Source organism: Nocardia sp. (genome assembly GCF_025465275.1).
GTDB lineage: Bacteria > Actinomycetota > Actinomycetes > Mycobacteriales > Mycobacteriaceae > Nocardia.
This window is the reverse complement of record NZ_JAODNK010000137.1, coordinates 100,421-112,701: the sequence shown is the minus strand read 5'-3', so window position 1 is coordinate 112,701 and position 12,281 is coordinate 100,421. Positions and strand designations below refer to the sequence as shown.

The following is a 12,281-nucleotide window of genomic DNA, read 5'->3' as shown; positions in this document are numbered from 1 at the left end:
TGCGGTGATTCAAGCATCTACATAGACCGTTTGCGCCTCGGTGTAGTCATCGAGGCCCTCGGGCCCGAATTCGCGGCCGATCCCACTGGCTTTGAATCCGCCGAAGGGGCTGCCGAAGTCGATGGTGAAGGTGTTCACGCCGAATATGCCGGTTCGCATGTGGTTGGCGACGGCCATTCCGGCTGTGCGGTCGTTCGTCCAGACCGAACCGCTGAGCGCGTATGAGGAATCTTGTGCGATCCGCACGGCATCGTCGATGTCCTCGTATTCGATCACGCACGTCACCGGTCCGAAGATCTCCTCCTGCGCGATCCGCATACTGTTGTCGACATCGACGAAAAGTGTTGGGCGGACAAACCATCCGTGTGTCAGGCCCTCGGGCATACCCGGTCCGCCGACAAGCGTCGTCGCTCCTTCGGTGGTGCCCAGTTCGATGTAGCCGGTGACGCGCTGCTGGTGCGTGCGGGTGACCATCGGTCCGATATCAACGTTCGAGTCTCCGGGGTCGCCGACATCGAGTGATTCGACCATGTCGGCAAGTGCGTTGATATAGGCGTTCTTTCGTGCGCGTGGCACGAGAATCCGGGTCTGGCTCACGCACCCCTGTCCGCTGTTCGCGAAGGATGCGAATTTCATCGCGGACGCTACAGCCACCGGATCGGCGTCGTCGAGAACGATTGCCGCGGACTTCCCGCCGAGCTCGACGGTGCAGCGGCGGATGTCCCGCCCGCACACCGCCGCGATCTGCCTGCCCGCGACGGTCGAACCGGTGAAGGCGATCTTGTCCACGTCCGGATGTGCCACCAGATGTTCGGATGCGGTCCTGTCGGCCGGCACGACATTGACCACACCTGCGGGTAATCCGGCCTGATCGACGAGTTCAGCCAGCAGCAGCGCATCGATCGGACATTCGGGTGCGGGCTTCACGACAACAGTGCAACCGGCGGCGAGAGCGGGTGCGAGCTTGGCCATCACCAGCATCTGCGGGAAGTTGAACGGCGCGATGGCACCGACAACACCGACCGGGAGTTTTCGCACGATCGCAGGGCCGCTCTCGGCGGTAGCGCGCGTCTGTTCCCATTCGTACTGTTCGGCAAACGCGATCGTGGACCTCAGGCAATACAGTCCGGCGGGTGCTTGACGAGTCCGGGACAGAGTAATCGGCGCGCCCATCTCGGCACTGATGATCTGGGCGAAGTCCTCCAGCCGAGCTTCGTACATATCGGCCAGCCGCGTCAGATACGAAAGCCGTTCCCGGGGAGCCATGCGCGGCCACGGTCCGGTGTCGAAGGCGCGCCGGGCCGCGGCGACGGCAGCGTCGATATCGCCGGGTGTTCCGTTCGGGACCGTCGCGATCACGTTTTCATTGTGCGGGGAGACGATCTCTATCGTGGCGTCTCCGGTCGAGGAGATCCACTGTCCGTCGATGAAGATCGTGTCGTAACTGCGCATGCTTACCTCGTTGTTCTGTGGGACAGAATTATTTGTACGAAGAACTGGCGGGCGGCGGCGGACGTAGAACGGCACGGTATATCGAGTGAAAATGGCGCTCACATAATGCGTTCCGTAATCCGGAACACTTACTGAAAGGTGCCATCAGATTTCCGGATGGCAGACAGCAGATCTAGCTATTGGACTTATGGATCGAAGGGCAGCAGAGTGAATTGAGAACCGAAAACCCAACGGAGGAAAGGGGATAGGGGCACGGCGCCGATCGGGCACCGAGACCTTCAATTCACTATGACTGTGTTTCGCGATCTACGGCACTACATCGATAATCTCACCGACAAGCTCGGAGCAGATGAGGTGCGTGTTGTCGACGGCGCGCATTGGGACCTCGAAATCGGCGGCATCACAGAACTTCTCGCCGAGGCGGAGGGGCCGGCGCTGTTGTTCGACAATATCCCCGGCTACCCGCCGGGCTATCGGGTCTTCACCAACTTCATGGGTACTGCGGAGCGATGTGCGGTCGCGCTCGGATTGCCGGCAGATACGTCCAAGATGGAAATCATTCGTGCGTGGAAGGATATGAGTAAGAAGATCGACCCGATCCCGCCGGTGGTGGTGACCTCCGGGTCGGTCCTCGAAAACATTATGGAGGGCGACGATGTCGATCTGACAGCCTTCCCGACACCGCGCTGGCACGACGGCGACGGTGGCCGCTATATCGGGACCGCGTGCATGGTCATCACTCGCGATCCCGACTCGGGGTGGGTCAATATCGGGACGTACCGGGGATGCGTGCAGGGCAAGGACCGGCTGTCACTGTGGATGCTGGGCAACCGCCATGCGCGTGCGATCGCGAAGAAGTACTGGGATCGTGGCGAGGCCTGCCCGATCGCGGTGGTCGTCGGTTCGGATCCGATCCTGTCCACCGTGGCCGCAATCGCTGCGCCCGAAGGGGTTTCGGAGTACGACGTGGCCGGTGGACTGCGCGGCCAGGCGGTCGAGGTGCTGTACGCCCCGGGTACGGATCTGCCGATTCCCGCGCATGCCGAAATCGTCATCCAGGGTGAGATGCCTCCGGTCACGGAGGAATCGGTGCTCGAGGGTCCCTTCGGTGAGTGGACGGGCTATTTCACGCATGCCGGGCAGGAGACGGTGGTGCGGGTGAACCGGATCATGCACCGGGACAATCCGATCATTCTCGGTGCGCCGCCGATGATTCCGACGGTTCCCGCCGGTGACCAAGCGGTGCCGCTGTATTCGGCGTCGGTCACCTGGGATCACCTGGAAGCCTCGGGCGTGCAGAACATTCGCGGCGTGTGGGCCTACGCGCGTCAGCTGATGATGGTGATCTCCGTCGAGCAGACCGGGGCGGGCGATGCGATGCACGCGTTGCTGGCGGCTGCCGGACGCAAGCGAACCGGCGGCATGGAACGCTATTTTGTCGTCGTCGACGAGGATATCGACATCACCGATATCAATCACGTGCTGTGGGCGATATTCACCCGGGTCGATCCGTCCGAGTCGATGCACATCCTGCGCACCCCGACCACCGCGATCGACCCGCGGCTGTCGCCTGCCAAGCGTGAGGCCGGGGATATGTCGATGGGGATCGTGCTCATCGATGCCTGTAAACCGTTCGCCTGGAAGGACTCCTACCCGCGCGCGAACCGTTTCGACGAACCGTACCGGGCCGAAATCCGCGAGAAGTGGAAGGCAACGCTGCCGCTGTAGCACGGACAGACACCGAGTCGAACGGAAAGGCCTTGCGGGAGCAGGCCTTTCCGTCCCCAGCCGTCCAGGAGGGACAGCGATGACCGAATCGGCACAACGCATTATCGTCGGCATCACCGGCGCCAGCGGGGCACCGTTCGCCGTGCGCCTGCTGCAGATGCTGCGCGAAATACCCGAGATCGAAACGCATCTCGTGATGAGCGCCTGGGCGCGGACGAATATCGAGGTGGAGACCCCGTACAGCGTGCGCGAGGTCGCGGACCTGGGCGACGTCTCCTACAAGCTGGGGGAGCAGGGGGCGGCCATATCGTCGGGATCGTTCCGCACCGCCGGAATGATCGTGGTGCCGTGCAGTATGCGAACCCTCGCGGCAATCCGGCACGGACATGCGGATAATCTCATCTGCCGCGCCGCCGATGTTGTGCTCAAGGAGCGCCGCCGTCTGGTCGTGGTGCCACGCGAGATGCCGCTCAATGAGATTCACCTCGAGAACATGCTCGCGCTGAGCCGGATGGGAGCACGGATCGTGCCGCCCATGCCGGCGTTCTACAACCGCCCGGAGACCATCGACGACATCGTCGACCATATCGCGGTCCGCATCCTCGATCAGTTCGATCTCGATGCGCCGCAGGCGAAGCGGTGGCGTGGACTCGATGTGGCGCGGCACGAGCGGGCCGCGGCCAACGGGGCGACGGCCGAATACGCGGACAGCTGAGCGGCGATCATGCCGCATGTCGATTCGATGCGAGCGCCGCGGTATGTGTGACAAAGGCTCGGGCAGCACGACTGGCCGAGCCTTCGCGCCAGATGATGCCGAGCCGCCCCAGCGGCAGTTCCGGCACCGGCACCCCGATCACCCGATCATTGTGCGCCAGCGCCGATTGCGGGACCAGTGCGACACCGAGGCCCTTCTCCACCATGCGGACGAGAATGTCGGGACTACCCGCCTCGAAGGCGATGTGTGCGCGGACTCCGGCGTGGGCGAGGGTCTGGTCCAGTTGGCAGCGCAGGCCCGAACCCTCCGGCAGTGCGATCAACGGTCGTTCGCTCAGGAAATTCAACGGGAGTTCGGGGTGGCGAGCAAAGGGATCGCCGGGAAGGAAGACGGCAACAACTCGCTCACTGTGCAATTCACGGGTTTGCAGGCCGGCGACCGTTCCGTCGGTGAGGCTGGTGAACGCGACATCGAGGGCTCCGTCGGAGAGCCGTCGCACGAGTGCCGCCGCCGTGTCTTCGGTCAGGGAGATATCGACTCCGGGATGCTTACGGTGGAACGAGGCGAGGACCTCCGGCAAGTCGATGCTGTGTGGCGAGAACGCGCTGACACTGCCGACTGCCACATGGCCGCGCAGCAATCCGGTGAGGGCATCGATCGATTCCCGCCCTGCGGCGAGCGCGTCCATGGCCGCGCGGGCATGCGGTAGGAGTGCGGCGCCGGCGGCCGTGAGTTTCACCGCTCGGGGTCCGCGTTCGAAAAGTGGTTGTCCCAGTTCGCGTTCCAGCGCCTTGATATGTGCACTGACTCCGGATTGGGCAACATGCACGCGCTGGGCGGCACCGGTGAAGGTGCCTGCCTCAGCGACGGCAATGAAGTGGTGAAGTTGGCGCAGGTCCATTGTCGGGTTACGAGGTCAGTTCGCCGCCGAGAGGAACCAATCCGCGGCTCTGCAATCCTCCGTCGGAGTGGATGACGCAGCCGGTGACCGACTTCGTCCGTTCCTTCGACGCCAGGTACACGTATGCCCAGACATGATCCGCAGGTTCGGAAGCCACCTGCAGCGGGTTGGTCTGGCGGATGAGGCCGGGTAGGTCGGGCATATCGGCCAGACGCTGCTCCCCGGAATCCATCGCCTCCACACCGCGCAGCTGGGTGACGGTGCCGCCGGGGGCGACCGCATTGACCCGGATGTGCGGGGCCAGTTCGAAGGACAGCTGGGACAGCAGTCCGCGGACCGCGAACTTGGAACCGGTGTACAGCGGTCCGCCTCCACCGGGCAGGTAACCGGCATTGGAAATGGTCAGCACCACATTGCCCTGTGTTTTGGACAGCTCGGGCAAGGCAGCCTTCACCGCCAGCAGCGAGCCCTTCACATTGATGTCGAACATCTCGGTGAATGCCGCGTCGATCCGGTCGTCATCGAGGTTTTCCAGCGCAACGAAGTAGTCGAAAATGCCTGCGACAGTGACCAATACGTCGAGCTTGCCGAAACGATCGACGGTATCCGCGACAGCCCGTTTGTGGTCGGCAAGGCTGCGGACATCACCGCTGGTGGCCCAGACCTTTCCTCCGGGTAGTGCGCGCAGTTCGGCGACCGCTTCCGACGAGCGGTCGAGCACCCCGACCTGTGCGCCTTCCGCCACGAAGCGTTCCACCACGGCACGCCCGATCCCGGTGCCGCCACCGGTGATCAGTACGACCTTTCCTGTCAACCAGCCGTCACTCATATCTCTCTCTTTCCATCATGTCTCGCCCGGTCCGGTGGGGCCGAAAAAGCAAGCGTTACAACGTCGTCGGGCCGATCGAATTCTCGAGCATGCGGGTGAATACCTCGGCGGACTGCCACGTCAGGGCCTCCAGCACGACCGGGTCGAGCAGAATATTGGTGCCCCGCCGCCGCGAGGTGATCTCGAGTCGTTCGCCGTTGCCGGTCGCGACCAGCCGCAGGAAGACCTCGGCGAACTCGTTGCTGATACGTAGCGGGCTCACAGAAATATTCCGAGGTTGGCGGTGGGCAGCGTGGTGTGTGCCAAATGCACTGTCCGCGCGGCGATTTTCCAGCCGTCGGCGGTATCGTGCAGTACGTCGAGCCGTTCACCGACGATCAGGTCGGATCCGATGCCGTCACCCTGTCCTCGGAAGCACATGAAATTGCTTCGCACGTCATACTTTTCCGGGGCGTCGAGTGCGTCGACTCGAATATTCGTCACCAGCCGCTGAGTTCGTGAGGGCGGGTCTTCGGCGTAGGCATGTTCGGTATGGAGCCGGGAGACACGCATTTTCATCGATGCGTACGTATCTTTCATATGGAATCCGACGGGGGAGAATTCCAGGTGCCTCGCCTCCGGGCCCCGCGTGATTCGAATGGGCATCAGATACACCAAATCCTCGGACAGGCATTCCAGCCAGCAGCCGAACTCACGATGGTCCAGATACTCCGCTTCGCGGTAGAGAAAATTCGCACACTCGGCGGCGATATCGCGCGGGATTCCGGTGGCCGAGGTCGTCGCGTGCGTCACTGCTGGTTCTCCTGTCCTGCGCCGTTGTTCGCGGTGGATATCTCGCGCAGCCAGCGCCGATAAAAGGCGCGCTGCGGCGCTTCACCGAGTGCGGAGGTGGTGGCCCGGCCGGGGAACTGCCAGCCGGAGTCCTCGTCGTAGTCGCTCATACCGTCGAGACCGAGTTGGAAGTTCAGGCGCATGCCGCTCTTTCGCGCGAAGACGGATTTGCCCGCGACTGGAGCGCCGGCCCATGCCACGGGGTCGTCCTGCTCGAGAATTCCGGCCGGGCCGTGCATGCTGAGCCCGGCGACGTAGGCGTCCTCGTTGAATCCCTCCGGTGCGCTGTCCCAGCCCAGCGTCCAATTCCAGTTCTCCAGGGTGTCCGGCCCTACGGGCTGTAGCAGGCGCAGGTAGGTGAACACCATCGGCGGAGCATCCGGATGCGGTGCCGCGGGGACCCGAATCAAGCCGAGATTGGGGAAGATGAGGAACGTGGTCGCCGAATGGTTTTCGACGAATAGTCGCTGTTCCGGGGTGAGGTGGCCGGTCTGGAACGTCTCGGCGACTTCCGGCGGAAAGCCGGAACGATGCCACGGGGGCGGGAAGAATCCGTCATTGATGATCATGCCGTGGCCCTCGTCGAAGTACACGTGCCGAGACACCCCCTGCGGCCCCGCGCCGCCGGCTTCGATATTGGGGAACATGCCGACCTCCTCTGCCGAACGGTGCAGGGAGGGAACGTGATAGGCGTCGGCCATCACATTGTCGGCGGCGGACTTCCAGTTCGCGGGCACGCGCCAGCGGTGCGGTTCACCGATTGCCCGCATGCCCTGGTCATTGAGCCCCAGCAGCACGTCCAGGTACCAGCGCATATCGCCGAGATACTCGTCGAGCGTGGGGGCGTCCGGATCGAGCGAGGCGAAGACCAGGCCGTGTACCGAATCCACATGGGGCGCCGCCCGCAGGCCCCAGGCCGCGGCGTCCAGCTTCTTGTAGGCCTTCTTGCGATAGGGCGCTCCGCTCCAGTCGCCGTTGTTCTTGAAGACCCAGGAGTGATACGGGCAGCGGAAATGCGAGCTATTGCCCTTTTCGACCCGGCACACCGGACTGCCGCGATGCGTGCATTTATTGAACAGCACGCGGATCTCGCCGTCCTCGTCCCGCACGACGATGAACTGATCCTCGCCGATGTAGCGCAGCACATAGTCGCCGGGCATCGGAATCTCCGACTCGTGTGCGACGAAACACCAGCAGCGCGCGAAGATACGTTCGAGCTCATGTGCGTAGAGTTCTGGATCGTTGAATATTCGAGGTGCAACAATTCCCTGTTCCAGCTCTCGGTCCACGGTCTTGAAGAATTCCGCGGTGGCAGCTGAAGTCTCGGTCGATCTGCCGGAATCGGGTTGGCTGAGTTGGTCGAACACCTGACAGCTCCTCGTGATGCGCCATGGGGATTTCTCGGTAAGGTACGACCGGCGAGCCGACGTGCCAATGGACCCGGTCCGGCTGCTGGAACGTCGCCGGACGCCGCGATTTCGAGGTACATACCGGTCTGTTTCGCTATTGTGAAGGATTCAGCAACCCCACCGAGGTGATGTCATGACCGATGCCCCGGCATCCCCGATCGCGCCGGGCCTTCCTGCGGAGATGACCAGCCTCGTCGGACGCGGCACGGAGTCCACCGAGGTTCGCCGATTGCTTGCCAATTCGAGATTGGTCACCTTGACCGGCACCGGTGGCGTCGGCAAGACCCGATTGGCCCTGCACGTCGCGCGCAAGGCCAGGCGCGGTTTCTCCGACGGCGCGATACTGGTCGAATTGGCCGAAGTCGCCGATCCGGCTCTGGTGGCATTGACCGTTGCGCAGGTGGTGGGCGCGACCGCGCATCAGCCGGATGTGGTTGCCACGCTGATCGATTACCTCCGCGGCCGCGAAATGCTGCTGGTGCTCGACAATTGCGAACATCTGCTCGACGAGAGCGCGGTCCTGGTCCGAAATCTCTTGTCCGCGTGCGCCGATCTGCGAATCCTGGTCACCAGCCGGGAGCCGCTGCGCGTCGGTGGTGAGCATGTCTTCGAAGTGGAACCGCTCTCAGTCTCGCAGGTGCGGCCGCAGGCGTCGTACTTCGGAGACGCACGCCCGGACGCGGTCACGCTGTTCGCCGAGCGAGCAGCGGCCGCCGCGCCCGGCTTCCGGATTACGCCGGACAATGCCGAGGCGGTCGAGGAGCTGTGCCGCCGGCTCGACGGGTTGCCGCTGGCGATCGAGCTCGCTGCCGGGCGGATGCGGGCACTGTCGCCGCGCGACCTGCTGGATCGGCTGGACAAGCACAACCAATTGCTCAGTATCGGCGACCGTTCCGCGGCTCCGCGTCACCAGTCGCTGTGGGCGACACTGGACTGGAGCTATGACCTGTGCTCGGACCGCGAACGTCTGCTGTGGGAGCGGCTGGCGGTTTTCACCGGGACCGTGCACCTGCAGGCAGCCGAATGTATCTGCAGCGGTGCGGATCTGCCCCGGGAGGCCGTCGTCGACGGCATCTCGGCGCTGGTGGACAAGTCGATTCTGGCTCAGCACTCGGCCGGGACCCGGCCGACCTACCGCATGCTCGAGACGGTTCGCGAATACGGATTGCGCAAGCTGCGCGGTCACCCCGGCGAGGCCGCGATCATCGGCCGCTATCGCACGTACTACCAGCGTCTTTCACGGGAGTTCGAGCAGAACTGGTTCGGCCCGGGGCAGGAGGAGATGGTCGATCGGATGCGCGGGGAGCATGCGAACCTGCGCGCAGTCCTCGACTCCCTGCTGTCGGATCCCGACGGCGGCGGCCGAGCCGCTCTCGGAATGGCGTCGTCTCTGTTCTGGTACTGGCTGGGATGCGGTCAGCAGCGCGAGGGCCGGCACTGGCTGGATCGTTCGCTGGCGCGTGACAGCCTCCCCAGCTCCGAGCGCGCCGCCGCGCTGTGGTCGAACGGCTATCTGGCCGTGGCGGAGGGCAAAGCCGTTGTGGCCCTTGATCTACTGCGCAGCAGTCAGACCCTGGCGCGCGACCTCGGCGATACCGTGAACCTCGCGCACGCGACGCATTTCCGCGGGGTGGCCGAACACAATCTCGGCAACACAACCTTGGGAATGGCGCTGATCGAGGAAGGATCGGCGATGGAGGCGGCAGGCGGCCCGAGCCTGCTGCACATCCTCGCGCTGGAACAGCTCGGCTGGGCATACTGCCGCAGACAGGAACCCGACCGGGCACTCGAAGTGCTCGAGCAGTGCCGGAGTGCGCTCACAGCACAGGGTGAGCGCTGGTTGCTGTCGTGGATTCGTACGTTCCTGGGCCTGGCCCACTGGATGCGCGGGGATTTCACTGAGGCGGGGGAGCAGCTGCGGGAAGCATTGGCGGGCAAGCGCCCCTTCCACGATGCGCTGGGAATCGCGGTGGTACTGGAGATTCTTGCCTGGGTCGCCGCAGCGGAGGGTGATCCGCACCGGTCGGCGCGACTGATGGGCGCGGTGCGACAGGTATGGGAACCACTGGGCGACTATCCGGGTGGATTCGAGCTACGGAACTGGAGTGAACGAACCGAAGCCGAGATGCGAAAGGCGCTGGGCGACCAGGCATTCGACCAGGCCTTCGGCGACGGCGGACGGATGGGCACCGAGGCCGCGATCGGCTACGCATTGGGGGAGACGCCGCCGGCCGAGGAACAGGCCTCGGCCGACGACGCGCTCATCGCGACCCTCACGACGCGCGAGGCGCAGGTCGCGCGCATGTTGGTGGAGGGGATGACGAATCGGCAGATCGCCCAGAGCCTGGTGGTAGCGCTGCGGACCGTCGAGACGCATATCGAGCACATCTTCACCAAGCTCGGTGTGAACTCACGAACCCAGGTGGCGGTACTGCTCACGGTCAAGCGCGGCTGAGTTCGCGAGCACACCGGTGGCCGCGCGCGCACGAATCGGGGTGGCGGCGTCGACTTCGGCGACCAGTAGGCCCGGTTCCGTGTCGAGCCGGCCCTGGACGCGGCCGAAGGGATCGACAACGAGGGATCGGCCTATCCCGGTCGGCGCGTTCGGATTCACCGGCACCCCGGTGCTTCCCGGGTCTGCCTGGTCACAGCCGAGCACCCATGATCCGGAGTCCAGTGCTCGGGCACGCACCAGCAGGTCCCACTGCTGTGCTTTGCCTTCGCCCGCGCCCCAGGAGGTGGGGAGCAGGATCGCGCTTGCTCCCTTGTCGGCCAAACGTTGGAACAGCGCGGGAAATCGAACGTCGTAGCAGGTCGTGACGCCGAGCACGAGGCCGTCCACGGTAACGGTGACGCAGTCGGTCCCCGGAGCCACGGTCGCGGATTCGCGATAGCCGAAGGCGTCGTAGAGATGGATCTTGTTGTAGCCCAGGTGATAGCCGAGTCCGGTGAGCAGCACCGTGTTCCGGACCCGCGCACCCGCCGGGGTGAACATGCCCGCGACGATCAGCACATTGTGCTCCGCGGCCAGTTGTGCCACCGCGCGCGCCCACGGGCCGTCGAGCGGTTGGGCCACCTCGGCCAGCGAGATGCCGAAGTGCGCCATTGTGGCTTCGGGGAAGAGGACAACCCGTGCACCGGAATCGGCGGCGCGCCGCACCCAGCGTTCCATGATCGACAGGTTGTGGGCCGGATCGGCGGTGGAAGTGATCTGGCACAGTGCGATTCGCACTCCCGTGGCTGTCACGGCCGGCTGTCCTGTCCGGCGCGAGGGATCCAGCCCGGCCGACTCAGCAGGTATCGCACCATGCGCGGCGGAATGGTCAGCGTGGTCTCGATATCGTCGGCGTCGGCCGGGAGTTGAGTCCGAATCTGGTGGTGTGCACCGGCTTTCATCTTGTCGACCCACTCGGGGTCGATGAGCGCCGCGCGACCCACCGCCAGCAGGTCGGCACCGGACCGGAGTGCGTCGTGGGCGTCGCAGAGCGTTCTGATGCCGCCGCTGGCGACTACAGCGCTACGCCCGGCGACGGCCGTGGCGATCGCCTCGATCGGATTGCGTGTTTCCACGCGCGCCCGGGTTTTCGTCCAGTCCCGATCTTCCGGTTGCGGCGAGTTGGTGCGGAAGTTGTCCATCGAGATGTGCACGTAGTCGACCCCGGCGGCGGCGAGCCGGTCGGCCAGGAGCGCCGAATCGTCGAGGGTGTAACCGCCGGGCTCGGATTCGAAAGGGGTAATGCGGAATCCGACGGTGACCGCATCACCGACTGCGTCGCGCACCGATTCGGCCACCGCGAGTGGGAAGCGGGTTCGCTCCTCCGGACCGCCACCCCATCGATCCGTGCGCTGGTTAGCGCGGGGGGAGAAGAACTGATGGATCAGGTAGTGATTCGCGCCGTGAATCTCGATCCCGTCGAACCCGGCTCGCACCCCGAGCTCGGCCGCGCGACCGAAGGCCGCGAACAGCTCGCCGATCTGTCGGCCGGTCAACTCCCTGGGTACAGCGGCGTTCGGTCGTGCGGACGGGATGGGCGATGGCCCGCGGATTCCTTGGGGCCCTACCAGATCCGGGAGGGCAATTCGACCGCCGTCGTAGATCTGCAGCAGGCCGAGACCGCCGCCGCCGCGCATCGCGCCGGCCACGGCGCTCAGGCTGTCCAGGTGTGTGTCGTCGCATGCGCCGATGCCCTGCCACGACCGGCCCTCGGGATGCACGTAGGCGCAAGAGGTGATCGCGGCGCCGAATTCGCCCGCGCCGCGCCGGGCCAGGTAGCTCAGTTCGGCTTCGGTGACCGAACCATCGGGATCGGAGGCATTGGTAGTCATGGGTGCGAGCATGAATCGATTGCTCAGTGTCGCACCGGAGTTGAGTCGTAGGGGTGCCCAGGGATCGGCAATGTCGTGCACAGCGGCTCC

Annotated in this window: 11 protein-coding genes; 3 read left to right on the top strand and 8 right to left on the bottom strand. The window is 64.6% G+C overall.

The annotated features are described in order from the left end of the window. Window positions 1-9: 9 nt before the first annotated feature. Window positions 10-1,452: an aldehyde dehydrogenase gene (locus JWN03_RS30130; RefSeq protein ID WP_297622092.1), complete on the bottom strand. Its 1,443-nt coding sequence runs from the start codon at window positions 1,450-1,452 to the stop codon at window positions 10-12. Between the two features lie 288 nt (window positions 1,453-1,740). Here JWN03_RS30130 and JWN03_RS30125 point away from each other — a divergent pair, with 288 nt between their 5' ends. Both JWN03_RS30125 and JWN03_RS30120 read left to right on the top strand, forming a co-directional pair. Continuing rightward, window positions 1,741-3,180 (top strand): UbiD family decarboxylase, encoded by a 1,440-nt coding sequence (locus JWN03_RS30125; RefSeq protein WP_297622090.1) that lies wholly within the window; start codon window positions 1,741-1,743, stop codon window positions 3,178-3,180. A 79-nt stretch (window positions 3,181-3,259) separates the two neighbouring features. Next, window positions 3,260-3,895, top strand: coding sequence for a non-oxidative hydroxyarylic acid decarboxylases subunit B (locus JWN03_RS30120; protein WP_297622088.1), 636 nt, complete (start codon window positions 3,260-3,262; stop codon window positions 3,893-3,895). Between the two features lie 7 nt (window positions 3,896-3,902). Here JWN03_RS30120 and JWN03_RS30115 read toward each other — a convergent pair whose 3' ends face one another. Genes JWN03_RS30115 through JWN03_RS30095 form a run of 5 tightly spaced genes read right to left on the bottom strand, consistent with a single transcriptional unit; the run spans window position 3,903 to window position 7,823 of the window. Continuing rightward, window positions 3,903-4,796: a LysR family transcriptional regulator gene (locus tag JWN03_RS30115; RefSeq protein WP_297622086.1), complete on the bottom strand. Its 894-nt coding sequence runs from the start codon at window positions 4,794-4,796 to the stop codon at window positions 3,903-3,905. Window positions 4,797-4,803: 7 nt separating this feature from the next. Continuing rightward, window positions 4,804-5,625, bottom strand: coding sequence for a 3-(cis-5,6-dihydroxycyclohexa-1,3-dien-1-yl)propanoate dehydrogenase (gene hcaB, locus JWN03_RS30110; RefSeq protein ID WP_297622084.1), 822 nt, complete (start codon window positions 5,623-5,625; stop codon window positions 4,804-4,806). A 55-nt stretch (window positions 5,626-5,680) separates the two neighbouring features. Next, window positions 5,681-5,887, bottom strand: a complete 207-nt coding sequence (locus JWN03_RS30105; RefSeq protein ID WP_297622082.1) for a dihydrodiol dehydrogenase — start codon at window positions 5,885-5,887, stop codon at window positions 5,681-5,683. Beyond that, window positions 5,884-6,417 carry an aromatic-ring-hydroxylating dioxygenase subunit beta gene (locus tag JWN03_RS30100; RefSeq protein ID WP_297622080.1) on the bottom strand — a complete coding sequence of 178 codons (534 nt, stop codon included), beginning with the start codon at window positions 6,415-6,417 and terminating at the stop codon, window positions 5,884-5,886. Before JWN03_RS30100 ends, JWN03_RS30105 begins: the two co-directional genes overlap by 4 nt. Next, on the bottom strand, window positions 6,414-7,823 hold the full coding sequence (locus tag JWN03_RS30095; RefSeq protein WP_297622078.1) for an aromatic ring-hydroxylating oxygenase subunit alpha: 1,410 nt from the start codon (window positions 7,821-7,823) through the stop codon (window positions 6,414-6,416). Before JWN03_RS30095 ends, JWN03_RS30100 begins: the two co-directional genes overlap by 4 nt. A gap of 175 nt (window positions 7,824-7,998) precedes the next feature. Here JWN03_RS30095 and JWN03_RS30090 point away from each other — a divergent pair, with 175 nt between their 5' ends. Continuing rightward, window positions 7,999-10,320, top strand: a complete 2,322-nt coding sequence (locus JWN03_RS30090; protein ID WP_297622076.1) for an ATP-binding protein — start codon at window positions 7,999-8,001, stop codon at window positions 10,318-10,320. Here the strand turns inward: JWN03_RS30090 and JWN03_RS30085 are convergent. Continuing rightward, a complete protein-coding gene (locus JWN03_RS30085) occupies window positions 10,276-11,112 on the bottom strand; it encodes a carbon-nitrogen hydrolase family protein (RefSeq protein ID WP_297622074.1) in 837 nt (278 codons plus the stop codon). The genes JWN03_RS30090 and JWN03_RS30085 overlap by 45 nt on opposite strands. Next, window positions 11,109-12,272 (bottom strand): oxidoreductase, encoded by a 1,164-nt coding sequence (locus JWN03_RS30080; RefSeq protein WP_297622073.1) that lies wholly within the window; start codon window positions 12,270-12,272, stop codon window positions 11,109-11,111. Before JWN03_RS30080 ends, JWN03_RS30085 begins: the two co-directional genes overlap by 4 nt. Window positions 12,273-12,281 lie beyond the last annotated feature (9 nt).